Origin of the sequence: Sulfobacillus harzensis (genome assembly GCF_012933365.1) — a bacterium.
In the GTDB taxonomy this organism is placed as follows: domain Bacteria; phylum Bacillota; class Sulfobacillia; order Sulfobacillales; family Sulfobacillaceae; genus Sulfobacillus_B; species Sulfobacillus_B harzensis.
Map to the genome: position 1 here is coordinate 1 of NZ_JABBVZ010000060.1, position 21,648 is coordinate 21,648.

The window sequence follows — 21,648 nt, forward strand, 5'->3', positions numbered from 1 at the left end:
TAATGTCCCACTGCGGTCGTCAAGGGTTAGTCGTCTGCTCTATCATTTCAGTCAACCTGACTTTGACGAATCCCTGCCAGGGTCGGCCCTCAGGCAGGAACTTGGTCCCCCGTCGCGAACTCCTATTGAAAGCCAAAAAGGAGCGAAGCTATGACGCCCAAGCTGGTGCGAGACCGCATCCCCGAACTGATTTCCGCCCATGGCGAACGTCCTCGGACGCGGCGATTGGATGACAAGGAGTACGTGGCCGCACTGCATGACAAGTTGCAAGAAGAGTGCCAGGAATATCTGTCGGCCAACACGGACGTGTCGGCGGTCGAAGAGCTCGCCGATGTGATGGAAGTGGTACGGGCCTTGGCTGCCGTTCACGGTGCCAGCCCCGAGGCATTGGAGGTTGTCCGAGCCGAAAAGGCCGCGCGACGTGGCGGGTTTTTGGAACGGATTTATCTGATCGATGTCGAATAAAGCCGAACTCATTCGGGGCGACCTGCTCTCCCATATCGATCAGGCTTTGACGCAGACGGGCACCTTTTACGCGGTCGTGGCGTTTTTGCGTGTTTCGGGACTCTCCACTTTGATGAGGCAGTTGCGGCGCTTTCTCGATGCCGGCGGTGAAGTCAAGCTGCTTACAGGAGACTACCTTTACATTACCGAGCCGGAGGCCCTCAGGATGCTCCTCAATTTGGGCCCCAACCTGGAACTTAGGCTCTGGCGGAGCTTTGGCCGGTCCTTTCACCCGAAAGCCTATCTATTCGAAACAGACGCCCATGCGGAAGTCATCGTCGGCTCCTCGAATTTAAGCCGAAGCGGCCTGACATCGGGCGTGGAATGGAATCTAAAGGTCAAGGATGCAGAGTTCAACGGCACCGATCCCTTCAGCGCATTTCTCGAGCTGTTTTATGCGGAATCCACTGAGCCGGTTAACCCTGTGACCATTGCCGCCTATCAGGCGGAGCGGGACGCCCAAGAGACCAAGGCGGCCTGGCGTGAGGTTTCAGAAGCCGAGGAGAACGTCGTGGAGGTCTCCCCAGAGTTGCCCGCGGACACGGATGAACCGGCAGCCCCCGATGTTGCTTGGGATCCTCGACCGGCTCAACAGGAAGCCTTGGAAGCCTTGAGCCTCTCGCGTCAGGAGGGATTCTCGAAGGGGTTGGTGGTGTTGCCGACGGGGCTTGGGAAAACCTATTTGGCCGCCTTATTTGCGAAAGAGTTTCAACGGGTGCTCTTTGTGGCCCATCGCGAGGAGATATTGCGGCAGGCAGAACGCACTTTTCGGGCGGTGATCCCGGACAAAAGTATCGCCCGCTACGACGGACACCAACGTGAAGAAGGTGGCGATTTGGTGTTTGCGTCGGTCTACACGCTCGCCGCCAAGCGGCACCGCGAGCGCTTCAACCCCGCGCGATTTGATCTCATCGTGGTGGACGAGTTTCATCATGCCGCTGCCCGCTCCTATCAAGCCCTCATGCAGTATTTTCGCCCCCAGTATCTGCTTGGACTCACGGCAACCCCCGACCGTGCCGACAACAAGGATGTGTATGCGCTCTGCGACGGCAATTTGGTGTATCAAGTCTCCCTTTCCGAGGCGATTAACCGCGGATGGCTGGCCCCCTTTTCCTATTTCGGGGTTGCGGATCCCATCGATTACACCCAAGTGACCTGGCGGGGAACGCACTACGACGAGGGGGAACTCACGAAGGCGCAACTGCAAGGTCGCTATGGGGATACGGTGGTGGATGCCTGGATGCGGTACCACGGCCAACGGACGCTGGTCTTTTGCTCGTCGCGGTCTCAGAGTCGCTATCTTGCCGAGCGATTACGTGATGCCGGAGTCAGAGCGCTACACGTGGACGGGATGACCACCGCCGGAGAGCGCCGACGAGCGGTATCCCAACTGTTCGAAGGTGCGGTTGATGTCATTTGCTCGGTCGATCTTTTCAACGAAGGGGTGGATATTCCGGCGGTCGATACCATTTTGCTGGCGCGTCCGACCGACTCCATGGTGGTATTCCTGCAACAGATTGGACGGGGGCTCAGATTAACACAAGGCAAAACGCGCTGTGCCATCATCGATCTGGTAGGGAACTACCGCCATGTGGACCGGCGCCTTGAGGCGTTAGGCATCGCGTCTTTGACGGCGGCAACCCGCCAAATGGCGGTAGAAGGTTTGCCAAAGGATTGTGAGATTGAACTGGATTTCGAGGTCATTCAACTGTTGCGGCAGCTTCGGCGGCGCCGCTCGGCGCCAAAAGAGCTCTTGCGCCACGCCTACTTGGCCTTGAAGGCGGAGCTGGGTCGGCGTCCCACATACCTCGAGTTCCACCTGCAAAGCGGCGTGGATAGCGGCTTGGTTCGAAAAACCTTTCATTCTTATGTGGGATTTCTTGAGGCTTTGGATGAGCTGACGCCGGATGAATTTCGGACCTGGGAGCGGGCAGAAGGGTGGCTCAACACGATTGAACGGACAACGATGCAGAAAAGCTACAAAATGGTATTGCTGCAGGTGATGCTGGAGCGGGGGTCCAGGTGGACTAATGCCATTTCCGCCAACGACGCTGCGGCGCCGTTCTTCGAGTACCTTCATGCCGCCCGCTATCGCCACGGCGACGTGGACACCCAGCGGGCCTTTCAGGCCCCGTTTCGGCCGGGTGTCGTCGCATCGAAAATTGCGGAGATGCCCATGCATCATTTGGCGCAAAGCGCCCCCGATTATTTTGAGCTGGACGACCGGTCTATGAGCGTTCGCGTTCCCGCGGACACCCAAGCCGATGCGGAGCGCATTGCGGCATGGACCCGTGAAATCGTGGAGTATCGGCTTCATCGCTACTTCTACGAACGGACCGGCACTTAATGTTTCGATGACTTCAAGGATCACCCGCGTGTGTCTAAAATGCTGCTGTAACGCGGCCTGGGAACACCGGGCAGGTTGACCTTGGTGCGTTCCGTCGTCGTCAATGACGCTGCCCGTGTTCGGGATGCTGTCGGGTTCGTCCAAGTATTGGGGACCCCAAAAAAGAACGAATGTTATGTCGGCGCCCTTTGGCTTGCTCTAAAATACATGGGGAGGGGGGAGGCATATTTCTAAAATTGCATTGACGAAACGGTCCAATCAGGTTGCCGAATATTTTTTGTCGCTCATTCGCGAAGGGGCATATCAACCCAATGATAAATTGCCCTCCCTGCAGGAGATGGCGCGAGTGCTGAAGGTGAGTAAATCCACAATTCGTGAGGGACTCGCGGCACTGGTTGCGAAAGGCATCATTGACGTTCGGCATGGGAGCGGGTACTATGTCCGACCGTCGAAAGTGGCCGCCAAGTCGATGCCGGAGGAATCGCCCGATCTTGGCCAGGTCCTGTTTGTTCGGCAGTTGCTGGAGGTTTCTGCGGCCCGCCTGGCGGCGGTGAATCGAAACGATGACCATCTTGCGGTGATGGCCGGATGCTTGGCGCGAATGCAGAGGGAAGACTGGGAGGAGGCTTTAGGGGCCGATCTCGAATTCCATTTGGCCATCGCTGGCGCGAGCGGCAACCAAGTCCTGGAACAGGTCATCGGATCGCTATCCCAGCATACCAAGGCGACAATGAAGTTGTCGCGTGCCATTGCGGGAACCTTGGCCGATTTGCATCAAAAGCATTGGGAGTTGTATCGCGCCATATGCGATGGGGACGGAGAACGGGCATCGCAGCTCATGTATGTTCACCTGCACGACACCGCCGAACGGATGAAGATCCTAATTCCCGGAACTCGATTGGGGGATACGGAGAGTTCGGGTATTTGACAGAAAAATTTTTGTATTAAGTCTTCCGATCACCGGAACATTCTGGTATTCTGGGGTCGTTGGGGAGCTTCCACGTTCTGGTATGGTTGTTCCTACCGGCCGCGTAGCGCGCACTGTAAGTCTTCTCCTATCCCCGGGAAGGTGTTGTCGGCTTCCTTTGTGACGATTTATTGCACAAGGAGTGGGCCCCCGGGGACCAGCGAGACCAAATCCAATGCACCCAACGATACGAGCAGGTCATGGGATGCGATATTGGAGGAAGTGGCCACGGATTATCGGAGGTCGATGCCTCGGTAATGTTGGTGGACACGGTTTCGCCCGGGAATGTTTTCGAGTTGTTGTTGATCCGCTGGTTGGAAGAAGGGGCCGGAGTGATGAAAAGGGGAGTCGTAATCTGTTGGATAACATCATTGCCGTCGATCATGTGACCTTTTCCTACGTGGAGGGTACGCCGGTCTTGCGGGACGTTTCGCTGTCAGTGTCGCGAGGCGCGTACGTGGCCTTGTTGGGAGCCAATGGTTCCGGGAAATCAACCCTTGCCCGGCATTTCAACGGAATTCTCCTACCCGCCACCGGTACGGTGACGGTAGATGGCATCGATACCCGCGACGACGCCAAAAAGATGGAAATCAAGCGACGCGTGGGCATGGTCTTCCAGCATCCAGACAATCAAATTGTGGCGACCACCGTGGAAGATGATGTGGCCTTTGGACTCGAAAACTTCAACATGCCTCCCGATGCGATTGCTGAACGGGTCGCGCTGGCTTTGGAGCAAACCGGCCTTTGGCCATACCGGACACGTCCTCCCCATCTTCTGTCAGGCGGGCAAAAGCAACGCTTGGCCATCGCAGGAGCCCTTGCCATGGACCAACCGGTCGTCGTGTTGGACGAGGCCACCAGTATGTTGGACGCGAGCGGAAGACGAGAAGTCCTAAGGCTTGTCCGGCAACTCAATAATCAGGGGACCACCATTATTGCGGTGACACATCACATGGACGAGGTGTTGGAAGCCGATGATGTCATCGTGCTGCATGACGGTTCCGTCGTCATGTCGGGCAGCCCCCGGGCAGTGTTCCAGCAGAACCAGCGTCTTCGGGAGCTGAATCTGGATGTTCCCCTAATTTCGCAGGTTGCCGGGCTTCTTCATGAAAAGGTTCCCGGGGTGCCAGCGGAGGCCACAGATGTCGAGGAAGTGGTGATGGCTGTTCTAGAGAGTACCCGGCCAGCGCCTCATCGGGAGCACTCATCAAGCGACCATGAAAGTCCTAGAGAGGCCCCATGCATTGTGGTTCGGGAATTGGCTCACGAGTATCTACGCGGAACACCGCTGGCACACCAGGGACTCAAACGGGCTGACTTTATCATTCATGAAGGGGAAGCGGTGGCCATTGTCGGGGCGACCGGGAGCGGGAAGTCCACTGTCATGCAGCATCTCAATGGAATCTATCGGCCGCAAGCGGGAACTGTCGTTGCCGTTGAAGTCGATCTGGGACAACCAAACGCCAACATCCCGAAGGTCCGCCGTGAGGTGGGGATGCTCTTTCAAAATCCGGAGGATCAGTTGTTCGAACAACTGGTCGGCGACGATGTGGCCTATGGCCCGATGCAACTGAAACTCCAACTCAAGGAAGTCCGGCAGCGGGTGCGCTACGGGTTGGAAATGGTCGGTCTGGACTTTGAGGCCTTTATGGACCGGCCCATTTACGCCCTGTCGGGGGGCGAGAAACGTCGTGTGGCGTTAGCTGGCGTGCTCGCCTTAAAGCCTAAGGTGTTGGTGCTAGACGAACCAACGGCTGGTTTGGATCCGGCTACCGCGCAGGATTTGTTTCGTCGGCTGCACCGTCTGAAGGCGGAGGGCGTGGCGGTGGTGTTCGTCACCCACAATCTTGAAGAAGTGCTCGATTTGGCTGATCGCGTGGTCATGATGCAGGACGCGGAAACCCAGGGAACATATGCGGTGGACGAGCTCATCAAAGAGCCAGATATCATTGCTCGCCATGGATTTGAGGTGCCTTCGATTTTGCGTCTGCAACAACAATTGAGGAAGCACGGCTATGCGGTGTCTGGGAGAACGCCTGAAGCCGTCGTCGATTCTTTGTTGAACAGCATGGATATTCTTCCCGCACGAGAAACATCAGGAGACCTCCGATGACGGAAGACTTTGAGCTCTTACGCTACATTACCATTGGGCAGTATTTGCCCGGCCATTCCATCGCGCACCGTCTGGATCCGGCGGTAAAGCTTTTCAGCGCTATCATTCTGATTCTTACCATTGCCTTTCTCAGCAACTACTTGGCTAATGCATTAGCCTTCGCGATTGTGTTGGGACTGGTGGCTCTCTCGGGGGTTCCCATTGGGTATTCCCTGTCAGGCCTTCGCCCGGCCCTCTGGTTCATCATCGCCCTGTTGCTGCTTGAACTTCTATTTTCACCTGTGAAAGGCACGGTGTTATGGCACTATGCGGTCTTGCATGTGAGCACGTACTCTCTGCGCTTGACCGTGACATCTTTGCTGAGATTGATTGACTTCATTCTGTTAATCAGTGTCTTTACATTGACGACACGAACTAACGACGTGACTCGGGCGATGGAAAGAATTTCTTCACCCTTGCAGTATTTGAAAGTTCCCACCCGCGAACTGGCTCTCATCATGACCATTGCGCTTCGGTTTGTTCCGACGTTTGCCCTGGAAATGGAGCGCATCATGAAAGCCCAGGCCTCGCGCGGTGGCGGGTTGACCCAGGCACCCAAATGGAACATCGTGGCGCAGGCTCGAGCTCGATTGCCGCTCATCATCCCGCTATTTCTCATCGCACTTCGCAGAGCTGAAGACTTGGTCATAGCCATGGAGTCGCGTGGGTACGTACCCAATCAGGAACGAACCGCCTATCGTCAGTACCACTTGGTGCTCCGCGACTGGGTGGCACTCGGCATCGCGGTTGTTCTATGCGTCGGGTTGATTGTCGTTTAAGAGAACAGGCGTCGTCACAAGTCATGAGGAAAGGACGAAATCGATGAAGTTGACAACAAAGAAGATTGTGGTCGCAGCCGTATTGGCAGCCATTTCGATTCTTCTTGGCGTAACACGGCTGGGATACATTCCCGTGCCGAACGTAGCTGGGAATGCCACGATTATGGGTGTTCCGGTCTATATTGGAGCGGTCTTGGAGGGATGGCCGGTGGGTGTCATCTTGGGGTTTATCTTCGGCTTGTCCTCCTTCCTTGGCGCCACGGTTCCGATGTTTAAAGATCCGCTGGTGTCGATTCTTCCCCGACTCCTCATCGGTATTACCCCATACCTGGCGTATATCGCCGTGCGCAAAAAGAACGAAATTATGGCTTATGGACTCGCAGGGCTGGTGGGCTCGCTATCCAATACTGTGTTCGTGGTCGGAGCCATTATTCTCCGCGGTTACTACACCTTTCACCAGATGCTCACGGTGATTCCCCAAGCCATCGCCGAGGCCATCTTGTCGGTCATTTTGACAGTCGCTGTCTGCGCGGCGTGGAACCGGGTGCAATTAGGCAGCGGGAAATCCAAAATCTCGAGTGTCAGCGACTAAACCAAGCGAGGCCCGGTCCGCCGGGCCTCAGATTTAGAGGAGGATTCGATGGAGGCATCTCTTCAGTCGCGTTTGATGTCACGGATTCGGACGGAGGAAATTGTCGAGAAGCTGGCGGAGCTCGTAGAGACCCCCAGTGTTGTGGAAGATGGACAGACGGAGTCGCAGGTGATGGAGCGGGTGGCCGCTTGGTGCAAGGCCGATGGCTTGGCGTTCCGAACGTGGGAGGTCTCGCCCGGGCGCCCAAATCTGGAGATTGAATGGAAGGGTTCGGCTCCCGGCCCCATTTTGTTGTTTGAAGCCCATTCCGATACGGTGACCGCCGGTGATTTAAGTCACTGGACGCGGCCTGCCTTTCAACTGACCCAAGAGGACGATCGCTTGTATGGCCGGGGAACAGCGGACACCAAAGGCAATTTGGTAGCGGCATACATCGGCTTGCGAGAGTTTGTTCGGCTCACCGACGGAGCGTTTGCTGGGACTCTTCGGTTGCTGGTGCCCGTCGATGAGGAAGGGATGATGAGCGGAATCCGGGAATACATTGCTTCTGGTCGAGCGCACGATGTGGAGGCGGCCGTTTGTTGCGAACCCGAAGATGCCCAAGTTTGCATCCGTCAGAAGGGTGCACTTCGCTTGCGGGTTGAAATCTGTGGGAAGATGGCTCATGGCGCGATGCCGCTGACAGGGAACAATCCCTTGCCGGTGGCTGCCCGCTTTATCGAGGCGATGGCCGAGGAAGAACGGTATCAGCAAGAGAGTGTCGGGTTTGATTCATTGCTGGGTTGGCCCAGCATTACGCCCACACAGATTCAAGCGCCGCTGTCCGGGGTGGGAGGATTTAATGTGGTCCCCGATGCCGTGGCCATTAGCCTCGACATCCGGACCATCGTGGGACAATCGCATGAAAAGCTTATCGCCCGTATTCAAGAGCGGCTGAACTCCGTAATCGAGGAAGCCAATCACAGCGTGCGGATGGGACGCGTGAAAGCGCTCCGCGATCGATTGGAAGAGCCGATTGATGCCGGATTGTACCGCGCATCACTGATACTGGTAGATGATCGGCCGGTGACCGATACGCCAAAAGACCATGCTGTTGTGCGGGCAGTGGCGGCGGCTGTAGCGGAGCGCTTAAACGCGGCGGCCGTCTTCAGCGGGGTGCCGGGGGCAACCGACGGAACCTGGCTGTGGGATGCTGGCATTCCTATTGTGACAACCGGGGCTGGCAACCGGTTTGTCCCGCACCAAGCCGATGAATGGGTCAGTCTCGCGCAATTGCGGGATGCCACCGTGATCTTCGCTGATTCAGCCTATCGATTTTTCACGGATAGTCACACGGGGAGGCGATCGTAATGGAATTTGATGGTCAAGTAGCGGTTGTTACAGGTGGGGCGTCTGGCATTGGCCGGGCCACGGCCGAGCGTTTGGCAGAATTGGGCGCGGCGGTTGTGGTCGCGGATATCGAGATGCGGGGTGCCGAATCCGTTGCACGATCGATTCAAGAGAGTGGGGGGAAAGCTATCGCGATAGGGTTGGATGTGCGAAGAAAAGAGGACAATGTTTCGCTGGTCGAACGGACGGTTTCACACTATGGAAAACTGGACATCGCTTTTGCTAATGCCGGGATACCGCAAGCGGCGACACCGCTCGAGGCGGTTGACGGCAACGACATCGAGCGTCTTTTGGATATCAATATCAGAGGGGTCGTGTATCTGGCCCAAGCAGCAGCCCCGGTATTTAAATCCCAGAAAGCTGGCGTCTTCGTGGCGACCGCATCAACAGCCGGGGTGCGTCCGCGTCCGGGCATTCAAGTCTATTCGGCGACCAAGGGCGCAGTCATTGCGTTCGTTCGGGCCTTAGCGTTGGAATGGGCACCTTATGGCGTCCGGGCGTGCGCTGTGTCGCCGGTGGCGACCGATACGCCCATGCTGCCGAAGTTTCAAGCGGCAGCCGGGAGCACCACCGACAATCCGGACGACATACTGGAAGCTTTTCGGAAGACGGTGCCATTAGGGCGCTTGGCCCAGCCTGGCGATATTGCCGAGGCCGTGTGCTTCTTGGCATCTGATAGGGCGCGGATGCTCACGGGAACGATTCTCGACGTGGATGGAGGAAGGAATCTGTGAACGTTGAGGATGCGTTGACTGTGTTGCCCGGAATACTCGCGATTCCGGGCGTTGGGGTAGGGAGTGTCACCCGTCGGGATCTCAAGACCGGCACGACCGTGGTCGTTTTGCCCTCCGGTGCCCGTGGGTCGGTGGATGTGGGTGGCGGTGCTCCAGCGACCCGGGAGACCCCCGTGCTGGAACCGACCAATACCATTCCCGGGCCTGATGCGGTGGTGCTGACGGGGGGCAGTGCTATCGGACTCCGTTCCGCTGATGGCGTGGTCGAAGTGCTGCAACAACTCAACCGCGGCGTCGAGGTGGGACCCGTCCGCATTCCTATCGTGGTAGCCGCGGCTATTTTTGACATGGGCGTGGGACGACCTGAGGCGCCCACCGTGGACGATGGAAAGGCGGCCGCCATGGAGGCCAACTCCGGCAACCAAACGGTGGTTGAGGGACGGCATGGAGCGGGAACCGGCGCCACCGTGGGGAAGATTCTGGGTCCGTCCTTGGCGATGCCGGGAGGCCAAGGTGCCGTCACCCTTACTACCCAAGACGGGCTGATTGTGGGAGCGGTCGTGGTTGTCAACGCCGTGGGGAGCGTTGTCGATGAGGTGGGAACGATACTGGCTGGACCGCGGACCGGGGAGAGACCGGAGAGCACCCTGGCCTTGCTGGCTTATCCTCGTCCGGCACTGGGTGCCGGGGGTGCCACCTCGATTGGGCTTGTGGTGACCAATGCGGGGTTTTCCAAGGCTGAGCTCGGCCGGGTCGCGCGGATGAGCCATGATGGCTTGGCGCGGGCGATAGAGCCGGTCCATACGCCATGGGATGGCGACACCTTATTCGCCGTGTCAGTCGGTGAGCGGGCCGACGATGTGGGGCGCGTTGGCGCCTTAGCGGCCTATGCTGTGGCGCTGGCTGTCCGGCGGGCTGTCCGCGTGTCGATGGCGGAGGAGGAAAGAGAACAATGACGCGTTACAACCACTTTATTGGGGGAGATTGGGTGGCGCCGGCCACGAAAACCTGGTTTGAGGCGATTGACCCGTCGAACGGCCAAGCTTTTGCAGAATTGCCGCGCGGATCGACTCCGGACGTCGACGCGGGCGTGTTGGCCGCCCGCGCTGCATTTCCCGCCTGGGCAGCGCGCGATGCCCTGGAACGGGGACGAATTTTGTCCCGCATCGCCCAACGAATTACGCGCGAAGCGGACAACTTGACGCACATCGAGTCGATCGATACCGGAAAGCCCTTGTCCCAGGCACGGGCCGATGTGTTGGTTGCCGCCCGTTACTTTGAATTCTACGCAGGCGCGGTTGACAAGTTCGGCGGAGAAACGATTCCCGTTCCCGGGCCCTTCCTCAATTACACTCTTCGGGAGCCCCTGGGCGTCGTTGCCCATATTATCCCGTGGAACTACCCGCTTCAGATTGGCTCCCGTGCGATCGCCGCACCGTTGGCGGTGGGCAACACGGTGGTGCTTAAACCCGCGGAAGAAGCGTCCGTATCCCTGTTCACCTTGGCCCGGATCTGTGCGGAAGAGGGAGTGCCACCTGGCGTCGTTAATGTCATTGCAGGGATCGGGGAAGAGGCGGGGGCGCCGCTTGCGGCCCATCCCGGCATTAATCACGTCACCTTCACGGGGTCCCTCGAAGTTGGCCGTCGGGTGGCTCAAGCTGCGGCCGCTAATGTTGTGCCGGTGACCATGGAACTGGGAGGGAAGTCTCCCCACATAGTTTTTTCGTCCGCCGATCTCGACCGCGCGGTTCCCATCATTCTCCGGTCCTTCATTCAAAACGCAGGACAAACCTGCTCTGCTGGATCGCGAATCCTGGTTGACAACCGAATCAAGCGCGAGTTGGTCGAACGTTTGACGGAGGAAGTGGGGCGGCTGTCGATTGGACCAGGTCCGTCTGATCCCGATCTCGGGCCGCTGATTTCGGAGCGCCAAAAGGAGCGGGTCCAACATTACATCCAATTGGCGCGTCAACGGGGGGCAACCATTCGGGAAGGATTACTGGGGACCGAGAGTCAAGGATTTTTTGTCGCGGCGACGCTTCTCGATGGTGTGCTCCCGGACAATCCCGTGTTTCATGAGGAGATCTTTGGTCCTGTGGCCTCCATAACCGGATTTTCCAGCGAATCCGAAGCGGTGGAGCTGGCTAATGCCACGGAATATGGATTGGTGTCCGCTGTATGGACGAAGGACGTTGCTCAGGCTCACCGAGTGGCAACCAAGGTTCAGACAGGCCAAGTGTTCATTAACAGTTATGGTGCAGGGGGTGGAGTAGAAATGCCATTCGGAGGCTACCGCCATAGCGGATACGGACGGGAAAAGGGGATGGAGGCCTTATACCATTACACCCAAGTGAAGAATGTGGCCGTATTCATGGACGGGCAAGAGGACTAACGGGGAGTCGGCAGTTGACTGTGGCGTCGTCGCCCATCAAGGCGGGCGGGGACGGACTAGTATTTATTAGTTCTTGTGGATGGGGGGCGCTCCGCAGCATATGCTGTACACGAAGGGACCTGCATATCCTCTCCGTTCTGGTTTGCACTGGCCAAACGTTCGGGCCTCTTTGTACGCGGGCATGACGAAGAACCAATAATAGCCGACCCGAAACCGTGAACGTAAGATGTTCGGTCGGCGAGCGACTAACACTTGCCCAGATCCTCGATCCATATGGGGTTCCGCCTGGTGAGACAAATGGCCATTTCCGTGGCTGAATCAGGATTGTGCTGCAATAATGGGAAAAGAAGCACAGTTCTGAGAGGAGTGTTCTCGCCATGAGTGTGGCCCCAGCAGAATCATCAGGCATGATTGCTGCACGGATTAATCGCCTCCCCATCACCCGTGTCCACACAAAACTCATTGTGCTGTTGTCTCTGGTTTTTCTCTTTGAGCTTGGCGACCTGAATACCTTTGGCTATGCGGCCCCGGGGCTCATCAAGTATTGGCATCTTACGGTGGGAACCATTGGGGTCATTACCTCCGCATCGTTTCTTGGAATGTTCTTAGGTGCGTGGCTGGGAGGTTGGTTCTCAGACATGGTGGGGCGCCGCAAGGCGCTAATTTGGGCAACGGTGTTCTACTCCTTCTTTTCCTTGTTGAATGCGGCCATGACCAGCGCTGCTGGCCTTGAAATTGTCCGCATGTTGACTGGTGTGGGGATGGAGGGGATGACCGTCATTGGCCTTACCTACATCGGCGAAATGTTCCCTAAGGATGTCCGCGGGCGATACCAGTCGCTGATCTTGGCCATTGGCCTTTTAGGGATTCCCATGATGGCGTGGTTTGCGCGGCTAGTCGTGCCCATGGGCCCGAACGGATGGCGATGGGTGTTTGTGTTAGGGGCGGTGGGATTGGTTGTCGCCATCTTCGTCGCTCGGGATTTTCCCGAGTCGCCACGCTGGCTTGAGATTCGAGGGCGCAGTGGTGAGGCAGAAACCATTCTGACACACTTGGAGCAGGCCATCGAAAGATATACGGGTAACGCACTGGCACTTCCCCAAGAACCGGAGCCCGTCGAACTGACCGTCCACGTGAGAGTAGGCGAGCTATTTGGCCGGGATCTGCGCAAGCGTACCATTGTGCTGTCTCTCGCATGGATCGCTGGGATTCTCGGGTTCTATGGCTTTGTCGCGTGGGTCCCAACGTTGTTGGTAGAGCACGGGTATTCGGTAATTCAGAGTCTGACCTATTCTTCCATCATTAGTCTTGGGGCCGTCCCAGGAGCATTGTTGGCTTGGCCGATTACAGACAGGGTGGGGCGCAAGACGGGGCTTCTAATTTTAGACAGCATCGTGGCTCTGTTTGTCATTCTCTACGGGCTGGCTTTTAATGTGGCAGCGGTTCTCATCTTCGGATTTCTGTGTGCGGCATTGTTGCAGACGCAAACCGCGTTACTTTATACTTACACACCCGAAATTTTCCCCACGCGGGTTCGGTCAACGGGTGCGGGATTTACCGACGGTCTCGGCCGGCTGAGCAATGTGGCCGGAGGCGTTTTGGTAGCAGCCATTTTTTCCGCCTTCGGGTATCTCTCGGTGTTTCTCTACGTGGCAGCGGCTTTCCTCATAGAAGGACTACTAATCGGGATCTTTGGCGAGAAAACGGCAAGGCGATCTTTGGAGCGCATCGCCAAGTAAGGAGGGACCTATGTCCGACGAAACACGACAACTGGCACAGTATGGAGCCAAAACCAGTCAAAATCTCTGGAAATATCCTGGGGCTCGTGAGATGGCTGAGGAAGCGGTGCTGGATTGGGTGGCGTGCACCATCGCGGGAGCGCCCGATATCCGAATTGCCCCCTTGTTCCGTATGGCGAAGCCAAGGACGTCGGGAAACGCATGGATTGCCGGGCATGGTGATCGGGGGCACCCCTTGGACGCCGCGTTTTTGAATGGAGCCAGTTCCCATGTGTTGGAGTTGGACGATATCGAGCGCACCGCCTATATCCACCCCGGGGTGGCTACGGTGGCCGCAGCCATGGCATTAGCCGATGACGACCCAGCGTTGGATACCGACACTTTTCTCCGAGCGGTGGTGGTGGGATACGAGGTTGCCATCCGGGTCGGCCGTTCGGTCAATCCCAGCCATTACGAGATGTGGCATACGACGGGCACGGCCGGATCCCTGGGCGCTGCCGCCGCGGCTTCGGTGATTCTGGACCTTAACGAGGAGGAGACGACCTGGGCGCTGGGCAACGCCGGCACCGAGGCGGCTGGTCTCTGGCAATTCAATGCTGATGGGGCACTCACCAAGCCGTATCACGTGGGCATGGCCGCTCTTCATGGCGTAATGGCGGCACTGGCCGCCCGGGAGGGATTTAGCGGTGCCCATCGCATCCTAGAAGGGGAGCAGGGAATGCTCCGGGCCATGTCGCGCGAGCCGAAGCCTGCGCTCTTGACGGAGGGCTTGGGTGATACGCCCCCGGCCATATTGGGCATCTCACGAAAACGATGGGCGTCTTGCCGATTTACTCATCCGTCCATCGATGCAGTCATGGCTTTGCGCGATCCGGGGAGGTCCCACGAGGTCGAGTCGGTGCTGCTTAGGACGTTCAACACGGCCATCCGGGTGGCGGGTCATCCGAACCCCAAGACGCCACAGGAAGCCAAATTTAGCATGCGTTATTGCTCCGCGTTGGCGTGGGTTAGCGGAGATGTGGGAATACACTCCTTTGCCTCGATTCCGATAAACGGCGAGGTTCAGGACTTTTTCGAAAAAATTCACGTGGAGGAAAGCACCCATTACAACGCCCTAATGCCCGAGAAAATGCCCGGAGCGGTGACGATTACTTGGCGGGACGGTTCGGTCAGTGAAACAGAGGTATTGAACCCCGAAGGAGATCCGGAAAATCCCATTGTCGGCAAAAAGCTTGATGCCAAGGTGCACTCGATGCTCCGAGGCATGCTGGCTGATAGTCAAATTCAAGGAGCCATAGCCGCAGCGAGGAGAAGCCAGGAGACGGCCCGTTATCGGGAGTGGATATCTCATTTAAGATTGGGGGCGAACGTTCAATGAGTGTCAACGAGGAGGAGGCACGCATTATTCTTGGTGCATCGCGTGTGATTGCTCAAGACATCACCGTGATTGACCGCGTGGTCGAAATCCTCGACTGTCTCGAACAGCACACCCTATTGTCGCTGACAGAAATTGTTCGGGTGACGGGTATTCCCAAGCCAACCTGCCACCGCCTACTGCAATCCATGCTATACCACCATATGGTGCGCCGCGAAGGGCGGCTTTACGGAATCGGCAGCCGTCTCTTTGCCTATGTCTACAGTCAGCTTATGAATGAGCCGTTGGAGCATGTGTCCCGTCCCGTGCTGAAGGAACTCCGCGACGCCACAGGGCTCACGACGATTCTTTGCGTCCGACAGGGCGCTTTTCGAGTGGTGGTAGGCCTGGAGGAGGCCGACCAAGGTGAACGCCGTTTCGTCGGCATCGGCCAGGTGGCGGTCATCTATGCGGGAGCGCCAAGCAAAGTGCTGTTGGCGTGGGAATCGAAGGCGCAACGCGACGCAATCTTGTCCGACATCCACATTCGCAAGCTAACACCCCACACCATTGCCAACCGTGCGGATCTTGAACGCGAATGCGCCCGCATCCGTCGAATGGGATGGGCTTTGTCTGTCGCTGAGCGGGAACCCACCGCCTTTTCCGTTAGCGTGCCGGTGGCGGACGCGGGCGGCCGTGTGGCGGCCTCACTTACGGTGACCGGGCCGATCACATCGTTCGCAAGGGCAAAAGTACCTCAATGGGTGATTCCGCTGGCCTCAAGCGGACGTCAGCTTTCACGGGCACTGGGTTACGAGGGGGCTTATCCCCTCCGCGATTTTGAAGGAGGCGAACGATCATGAAGGTTTATATCACTGATGTGGGACCGCGCGATGGATTCCAAATTGAACCGGCTCCAGTCTCAACGGCGATAAAGGTCGAGACGATTAACCGACTAGCGGAAGCCGGGGTTCCCAGCATTGAAAGCACGTCGTTTGTCCATCCTCGTTACGTTCCGCAGATGGCTGACGCTGAAGAAGTGATGGCCACCATCAGGCGACAAGATTCTACCCAATACGCGGTGTTGGTTCCTAATCTTCGGGGCGCTGAACGCGCATTAAAAACCCGGCCGGATCAGCTCAATCTCGTGGTTTCGGCGAGCGAAAGCCACAACCGTGCTAATTTGAAACGTTCGACCTTCGAAACTTTGGCCGGATTCCAACCGGTTGTGGAACTTGCGCAGAAACATGGGGTCCGCGTGATTGGCGGTATCGCGACATCATTTGGGTGTCCCTTTGAAGGGGGCGTGCCGGCGGAACGAGTACTCGACGTGATAGCCCGCTATTTAAGCCTTGGAGTCAGTGGGGTGGTCATGGCTGATACCACGGGAATGGCGAATCCGCAACAGGTTAGGCGACTGGTGAGCACGGTCCGGGAGCGTCATCCAGACTTGGAAATACACCTTCATTTTCATAACACCCGGGGCATGGGACTGGCTAACGTTTATGCCGCCTACTTGGAGGGCGTGAACCACTTTGATGCATCCATTGGTGGCATTGGCGGATGCCCCTTTGCACCGGGAGCTACGGGGAACATCGACACCGTCGATACCGTGCACATGTTTCACGAAATGGGCGTCGAAACCGGGATCGATTTGGATGCCCTCATCGTCCTTGCCCAGGATTTGCAAACAGAGCTAGGCCACGATCTTCCGAGCCAAGTGATGCGGGCCGGAAAGACGAGTGACTTGCATCCGTTACCAGCCGACATTTAAGACAGGGGGAGTTGTTATGGGAATTCTTTTGCAAGAAAGAGCCGACGAGGGGATCGTCCTGCTCACACTTAATCGTCCCGACGTCATGAACGCGTTTAACACGGAACTCGGCATGGTGATGAATCAGGTCCTTGATGAGCTTATCGAGGATAAAACCGTCCGCGTTCTTGTGATTACCGGCGCCGGTCGGGCATTCAGCGCCGGTGGGGATCTTAAAGAGCGAAATGGTATGACGCCGGAGCAATGGGCCCGCCAACATCGACTGTTCGAAGAGGTCCACCGCAAGTTAAGGGTCTGCCCCAAACCCGTCATTGCTGCAGTGAATGGCTATGCCCTAGGGGGTGGATTTGAAATGGCCATAAGCGGTGACTTTTGCTATGCGTCTAGGAATGCCCGATTCGGGTTTCCCGAGGTAACCCGCGGCATTATTCCCGGTGTGGGGGGGACTCAGACGGTTGGACGTTTCGCCCCACGGGGAATCGCTCTGGAGCTTCTCATGACGGGACGCCACATTTCCGCGGAGGAAGCGCGCGACTACGGGTTCGTGAACCGTGTCACCCAGCCGGAGGAATTGTTATCGGCCGTGATGGAAACCGCAAGCCTCATCGCCCGTAATTCGCCCCTTGCCGTACGAATGGCCAAAAAAGCCTACCGCATAGGGATCGACATGCCAGTTGAGGAAGGCGTGGAGATGTCGCTGGAATGCTACAACCGGACCATTGTCCACCCGGACCGTGAAGAGGGCGTGCGCGCCTTTAACGAGCGCCGGGCTCCAAAGTTCCTTGATATCTACTAGGGAGGCCTCATCATGAATCAGCAAGAATCTCAAGTCGATGAAATTCGCCGCGCTGTCCGGCAACTGTGCGCTCAGTTTCCGGAAGAGTACTGGAGGGATTTAGATGAACGGCATGCCTATCCCGAAGAATTCATCCGGACCTTAACCCGTGATGGATGGCTCTCCATTTTAATTCCGGAGGAATACGACGGTAGTGGTCTCGGCATACTTGAAGCCGCCGTTGTTCTTGAGGAGATCAATCGTTCGGGCGGAAATGCGGCGCCGGGCCACGCGCAAATGTATACCATGGGTGCGATTTTGCGGCACGGATCTCCGGAGCAGAAGCAGCGGTGGCTTCCTGGTATAGCCAGCGGTGATGTGCGGCTGCAGGCATTTGGCATTACGGAGCCGACTGCTGGGTCAGACACTACGAACATTTCGACATTTGCTGAGCGTCAGGGGGATTATTATCACGTACGCGGCCAAAAGATTTTTATCTCACGCGTCCAGCATTCCGATTTGATGCTATTGATTACCCGTACGACCCCGCGAGATAAGGTTCTCAAGAAAACCGATGGCTTAACTCTGATGGTGATGGATCTTCGAGAACAGGGGGATCGGGTCAGGGTCAAACCGATTCGCACCATGATCAACCACGAGACTAATGAGGTCTTTTTCGACGATGCCTTGGTTCCGGTCGAGAACCGCATCGGCGAAGAAGGCAAAGGCTTTCGCTATTTGTTGAGCGGCGTCAATGCGGAGCGAATTCTGGTGGGGTCTGAGTGTCTTGGAGACGGGCAGTACTTCGTGGATAAGGCGGTCGAGTATGCCGGATCACGGCACGTGTTTGGCCGACCCATCGGCCAGAACCAAGGGGTGCAGTTTCCCATTGCTCAAGCCTATATGGATCTGCAGGCTGCCATCCTTATGCGAAACCAGGCTGCCGCATTATTTACCCAAGGACAGGAATGCGGCGCCGAGGCCAATATGACCAAATATTTAGCGTCGGAAGCTTCGTGGAAGGCGGCTAATGCGGCCATGATGACGTTTGGAGGTTATGGAATCGCAGTCGATTACCATATTGAACGGAAGTTCCGGGAAGCGCGACTACCGTTGGTCGCCCCCATCTCCAACAACTTGGTGTTGAGCTATGTAGCCCAGCACGTGTTGGGAATGCCACGGTCGTATTAAGAAGGAGGGGCATGATGACTGACAAACGACCTCCGCTTTCGGGCATGCGGGTGATAACGGTGTCTCAATATGGGGCCGGTCCATATGCCACCCAACTTCTTGGTGATTTAGGTGCTGACGTAATAAAGATTGAGAATCCCCTTGACGGCGGAGATGTGGGGCGCCGTGTACCACCCCTTTTCACAGATGGGGAAAATAGTTTGTTCTTCGAGGCCCACAACCGGGGAAAGAAGTCGGTGACACTCAACCTCGCCTCAGAACAAGGACAAATAACCCTACGGGCGCTGGCCTCGCAGAGTGACGTTGTTTTTAACAATCTCCGGGGTGATGTTGGCGACAAATTGGGGCTAACGTATCGACATCTCAAAGAGGTCAATCCGGCAATTGTCTGCGTGACGCTCTCCGCTTATGGAACACGCGGGGAGGAGGCTACACGTCCCGGGTATGACTATCTCTTTCAAGCCAAGGCTGGATGGATGGCCTTGACCGGCGGTCCCGAGATGTACCCGTTGAAGTCCGGGTTATCGCTAGTCGACTTGACAGCCGCGCTATTCGCGGCCTTAGCGACTGTATCCGCTTATCATCAGGCTCAGGCCACCGGATGCGGGGGCGATGTGGAAACGTCACTCTACGATACGGCGCTTTCTCTACTAGGGTACATCGGAACATGGAACATGAGCCGTGGCTGGTCTCCCGAACGCCTCGCACACTCCGCGCACCCCTCGGTGGTTCCATTCCAAGAATTCGAGACCGCCGACGGGCACATCGTGATTGCTTGCGTCAAAGATAAATTCTTTCGCGATCTATGCGAGGCAATGGAGATGTCGGAATTGGCGCATGACTTTCCGACGATGAAGAGTCGCCAAGAAAATCGACACACGGTAATCTCGTCGCTCGCCGAGCGGTTCCGAAAGGAGACAACTTACGTCTGGCTTCAGAAGCTTCAGGGTCGGGTCCCTTGTGAACCGGTTAACTCCGTATCAGAGGCGTTACAAGGCGGGGCGGTTCCTGCCAAGCGTGGGCTGGTTGCGGAGTATGAGCATCCAACGCTGGGGACCGTACGTAGCCTAACGGCGCCAATACGGGGATGGTGGGAGACGCCGACGTTGCATCAACGTGGCCCGTTTTTGGGGGAGCACACGGACGAAGTTCTTCGCCTGGTTGGCAGTGAGCGGGAGCGTATGGGTGACAACAAGGATAAATGAAGGCGGGGGATGAAACGGTGAACTGGCCATTAAAGGGCACAATGGTTTTGGATCTGACGCAGAATGTGGCTGGTCCCTATGCGGGCGTCATTTTGGCTGAGTTAGGAGCGGACGTGATGAAGATTGAGCCGCCCGGGGGTGATGCCACCCGCCAATGGGGTCCGCCCTTCTGGGGTGGATATGGTGCCAGCTACCTGGCCTTGAATCGGAACAAGCGGGGAGTGCGCTGCGATTTAAAAACGGAGGCGGGACAGAACCAAATTCGGGCGATGTTAAATAATGCCGATGTCATCTTGGTGAGTGCGAGGCCCGGCGCGATGGAGAGACTAGGGCTTGGCTGGGATGACCTTCATCGCACATACCCACGCCTGATTTATGCGGAAGTTACTGCGTTCGGACATGCCGGCCCACTCCAGAACGAGCCAGGTTATGATCCCTTAATGCAAGCTTTGACCGGGATTATGAGTGTGAATAGTCGTCCCGGAGAAGAACCGTCCCGGGTGGGCGTTTCCGTGATTGACATGGGATGTGCCCAATGGATTGCCATTGGGGTGTTGGCAGCCCTTCGCATGCGTGATGAGACTGGCGAAGGCCATCGCGTGACGGGGTCATTGTTTGAGACAGCAATCGCGTGGATGACGTATCACCTGACCTCGTATTGGGCCTCCGGGGAGTCGCCTCATGGGTGGGGATCGGGAACAGCGAGCATTTCGCCCTACCAAGCCTACCCAACATCTGATGGATGGCTGGTAATTGCAGCGGGAAACGACCGTCTTTTCGGGATTCTCTCCAAGAACTTAGGTCACCCGGAGTGGCCCAGCGACGCACGGTTTGCCACCAATGCCGACAGGGTAAGAAACCGAGTCGAATTAAATGACGGAATCTCTAAGGTAACACGAACCCAAACCACAGATTATTGGCAAGATCGACTCAAGGGGGCGGGAATTCCTGTTTCCCGGGTCAGCACTACGGCGGATGTTGCTCATAGTACGCAATTGGAGGAGGTCGGCATCGTCCAGTCTCTTTGTCATCCAACCATTGGCAACGCGTTTAAGTCAGTAGGATTGCCCTTGGTGATAGACGGAGATCGGCCTTCATTGGTGCGTGTTCCACCCCTCTAATTCTGCAGCGGCGGACTCGTGACGTTATCATGGAGTTCTGCCCTGCCAAAACCTAGACGTTGGGAACTCGCGCTACCCGGGGCGGACGGCTTGGTGGGGGAGGACGACGTCGGCGGGAATGAGAATCTTGTGTTGGCCTTAACCGAAAACTTGACTGGCCCGGACCGTCTTTCCACGTGAGCCTCGGTCAATTTCGTGCTGGGGATGCCCGGCGTTTGCACAAACACGAGGGTATTCCCGGGTCCGAATCTCGACGCAGGGTCGGTGGCACGACCGGGCCTGTTTCCTTGTCTGAATAGGGGGGAAGGAGCGTTTAATCGGCTAAGTCGAGGAAAACTAAGCTGGGCCGAGACGTTGCGTGCAAAAACGCGAGATTCGAACAAGGTTAGCCTTAACTCATCTGACGTTTCGCGGTATTCTTTATAAACAGCCAATGGCTGGAAGTTTGGCCGTAGGTTCTTTCCTCTCCGAATGAAGTCCTCAAGGAGGCAGATCTAATGACAACTTCACGTGCCGCGCTTCAGATGGGCGCGTTGGCCACCGGCCTAGCGGTGGTCCTAGGAGCTTTTTCAAAAATTGACCCGGACGGCTCCGCGGACGGGTGTCAAAATTCGCTGGGGTGGGCGGCCATTT

At 57.0% G+C, this 21,648-nt stretch carries 18 protein-coding genes; all 18 read left to right on the forward strand.

Annotated elements, in window-relative coordinates:
* The first annotated feature begins 150 nt into the window (after positions 1–150).
* The 18 genes from HIJ39_RS14960 to HIJ39_RS15045 all read left to right on the forward strand — a co-directional run bounded on the left by HIJ39_RS14960 (position 151) and on the right by HIJ39_RS15045 (position 21,015).
* Complete coding sequence (locus HIJ39_RS14960) at positions 151–465, forward strand: nucleoside triphosphate pyrophosphohydrolase (RefSeq protein ID WP_169101104.1); 315 nt, start codon at positions 151–153, stop codon at positions 463–465.
* Positions 455–2,851 carry a DEAD/DEAH box helicase family protein gene (locus HIJ39_RS14965; RefSeq protein WP_169101106.1) on the forward strand — a complete coding sequence of 799 codons (2,397 nt, stop codon included), beginning with the start codon at positions 455–457 and terminating at the stop codon, positions 2,849–2,851. The genes HIJ39_RS14960 and HIJ39_RS14965 overlap by 11 nt, the downstream gene beginning before the upstream one ends.
* A 241-nt stretch (positions 2,852–3,092) precedes the next feature.
* A complete protein-coding gene (locus HIJ39_RS14970) occupies positions 3,093–3,779 on the forward strand; it encodes a FadR/GntR family transcriptional regulator (RefSeq protein WP_275107346.1) in 687 nt (228 codons plus the stop codon).
* A 397-nt stretch (positions 3,780–4,176) separates the two neighbouring features.
* Positions 4,177–5,931: an energy-coupling factor transporter ATPase gene (locus HIJ39_RS14975; RefSeq protein ID WP_169101110.1), complete on the forward strand. Its 1,755-nt coding sequence runs from the start codon at positions 4,177–4,179 to the stop codon at positions 5,929–5,931.
* On the forward strand, positions 5,928–6,749 hold the full coding sequence (locus HIJ39_RS14980) for an energy-coupling factor transporter transmembrane component T family protein (RefSeq protein ID WP_169101112.1): 822 nt from the start codon (positions 5,928–5,930) through the stop codon (positions 6,747–6,749). The genes HIJ39_RS14975 and HIJ39_RS14980 overlap by 4 nt, the downstream gene beginning before the upstream one ends.
* Before the next feature lie 43 nt (positions 6,750–6,792).
* Positions 6,793–7,341 (forward strand): ECF transporter S component, encoded by a 549-nt coding sequence (locus HIJ39_RS14985; protein WP_169101114.1) that lies wholly within the window; start codon positions 6,793–6,795, stop codon positions 7,339–7,341.
* Positions 7,342–7,389: 48 nt separating this feature from the next.
* A complete protein-coding gene (locus HIJ39_RS14990) occupies positions 7,390–8,691 on the forward strand; it encodes a M20 family metallopeptidase (RefSeq protein WP_169101116.1) in 1,302 nt (433 codons plus the stop codon).
* A complete protein-coding gene (locus HIJ39_RS14995) occupies positions 8,691–9,464 on the forward strand; it encodes an SDR family NAD(P)-dependent oxidoreductase (RefSeq protein ID WP_169101118.1) in 774 nt (257 codons plus the stop codon). The genes HIJ39_RS14990 and HIJ39_RS14995 overlap by 1 nt, the downstream gene beginning before the upstream one ends.
* Complete coding sequence (locus HIJ39_RS15000; protein ID WP_338055191.1) at positions 9,461–10,420, forward strand: P1 family peptidase; 960 nt, start codon at positions 9,461–9,463, stop codon at positions 10,418–10,420. Before HIJ39_RS14995 ends, HIJ39_RS15000 begins: the two co-directional genes overlap by 4 nt.
* Positions 10,417–11,856, forward strand: a complete 1,440-nt coding sequence (locus HIJ39_RS15005) for an aldehyde dehydrogenase family protein (RefSeq protein WP_169101120.1) — start codon at positions 10,417–10,419, stop codon at positions 11,854–11,856. Before HIJ39_RS15000 ends, HIJ39_RS15005 begins: the two co-directional genes overlap by 4 nt.
* A gap of 377 nt (positions 11,857–12,233) precedes the next feature.
* Positions 12,234–13,595: an MFS transporter gene (locus HIJ39_RS15010; RefSeq protein ID WP_169101122.1), complete on the forward strand. Its 1,362-nt coding sequence runs from the start codon at positions 12,234–12,236 to the stop codon at positions 13,593–13,595.
* Between the two features lie 10 nt (positions 13,596–13,605).
* Positions 13,606–14,973, forward strand: a complete 1,368-nt coding sequence (locus HIJ39_RS15015) for an MmgE/PrpD family protein (RefSeq protein WP_169101124.1) — start codon at positions 13,606–13,608, stop codon at positions 14,971–14,973.
* Positions 14,970–15,812: an IclR family transcriptional regulator gene (locus tag HIJ39_RS15020; protein ID WP_169101125.1), complete on the forward strand. Its 843-nt coding sequence runs from the start codon at positions 14,970–14,972 to the stop codon at positions 15,810–15,812. Before HIJ39_RS15015 ends, HIJ39_RS15020 begins: the two co-directional genes overlap by 4 nt.
* A complete protein-coding gene (locus HIJ39_RS15025) occupies positions 15,809–16,723 on the forward strand; it encodes a hydroxymethylglutaryl-CoA lyase (RefSeq protein ID WP_169101126.1) in 915 nt (304 codons plus the stop codon). Before HIJ39_RS15020 ends, HIJ39_RS15025 begins: the two co-directional genes overlap by 4 nt.
* Before the next feature lie 16 nt (positions 16,724–16,739).
* Positions 16,740–17,519, forward strand: coding sequence for an enoyl-CoA hydratase/isomerase family protein (locus tag HIJ39_RS15030; protein ID WP_169101127.1), 780 nt, complete (start codon positions 16,740–16,742; stop codon positions 17,517–17,519).
* 12 nt (positions 17,520–17,531) lie between these two features.
* Positions 17,532–18,689, forward strand: a complete 1,158-nt coding sequence (locus HIJ39_RS15035) for an acyl-CoA dehydrogenase family protein (protein ID WP_169101128.1) — start codon at positions 17,532–17,534, stop codon at positions 18,687–18,689.
* 14 nt (positions 18,690–18,703) lie between these two features.
* Entirely contained in the window at positions 18,704–19,894 is a 1,191-nt protein-coding gene (locus HIJ39_RS15040; protein ID WP_169101129.1) for a CaiB/BaiF CoA transferase family protein, read from the forward strand.
* A 17-nt stretch (positions 19,895–19,911) separates the two neighbouring features.
* Complete coding sequence (locus HIJ39_RS15045; protein WP_169101130.1) at positions 19,912–21,015, forward strand: CoA transferase; 1,104 nt, start codon at positions 19,912–19,914, stop codon at positions 21,013–21,015.
* The last annotated feature ends 633 nt before the right edge of the window (positions 21,016–21,648 follow it).

What these genes read in the sequence shown, in the direction of transcription:
- HIJ39_RS14995 (WP_169101118.1), top strand. Translation starts at nt 8,691, where the DNA reads ATGGAATTTGATGGTCAAGTAGCGGTTGTTACAGGTGGGGCGTCTGGC.
- HIJ39_RS14960 (WP_169101104.1), top strand. Translation starts at nt 151, where the DNA reads ATGACGCCCAAGCTGGTGCGAGACCGCATCCCCGAACTGATTTCCGCC.
- HIJ39_RS14980 (WP_169101112.1), top strand. Translation starts at nt 5,928, where the DNA reads ATGACGGAAGACTTTGAGCTCTTACGCTACATTACCATTGGGCAGTAT.
- HIJ39_RS15035 (WP_169101128.1), top strand. Translation starts at nt 17,532, where the DNA reads ATGAATCAGCAAGAATCTCAAGTCGATGAAATTCGCCGCGCTGTCCGG.
- HIJ39_RS14990 (WP_169101116.1), top strand. Translation starts at nt 7,390, where the DNA reads ATGGAGGCATCTCTTCAGTCGCGTTTGATGTCACGGATTCGGACGGAG.
- HIJ39_RS14985 (WP_169101114.1), top strand. Translation starts at nt 6,793, where the DNA reads ATGAAGTTGACAACAAAGAAGATTGTGGTCGCAGCCGTATTGGCAGCC.
- HIJ39_RS15040 (WP_169101129.1), top strand. Translation starts at nt 18,704, where the DNA reads ATGACTGACAAACGACCTCCGCTTTCGGGCATGCGGGTGATAACGGTG.
- HIJ39_RS15010 (WP_169101122.1), top strand. Translation starts at nt 12,234, where the DNA reads ATGAGTGTGGCCCCAGCAGAATCATCAGGCATGATTGCTGCACGGATT.
- HIJ39_RS15015 (WP_169101124.1), top strand. Translation starts at nt 13,606, where the DNA reads ATGTCCGACGAAACACGACAACTGGCACAGTATGGAGCCAAAACCAGT.
- HIJ39_RS14965 (WP_169101106.1), top strand. Translation starts at nt 455, where the DNA reads ATGTCGAATAAAGCCGAACTCATTCGGGGCGACCTGCTCTCCCATATC.
- HIJ39_RS15030 (WP_169101127.1), top strand. Translation starts at nt 16,740, where the DNA reads ATGGGAATTCTTTTGCAAGAAAGAGCCGACGAGGGGATCGTCCTGCTC.
- HIJ39_RS15005 (WP_169101120.1), top strand. Translation starts at nt 10,417, where the DNA reads ATGACGCGTTACAACCACTTTATTGGGGGAGATTGGGTGGCGCCGGCC.
- HIJ39_RS15020 (WP_169101125.1), top strand. Translation starts at nt 14,970, where the DNA reads ATGAGTGTCAACGAGGAGGAGGCACGCATTATTCTTGGTGCATCGCGT.
- HIJ39_RS15025 (WP_169101126.1), top strand. Translation starts at nt 15,809, where the DNA reads ATGAAGGTTTATATCACTGATGTGGGACCGCGCGATGGATTCCAAATT.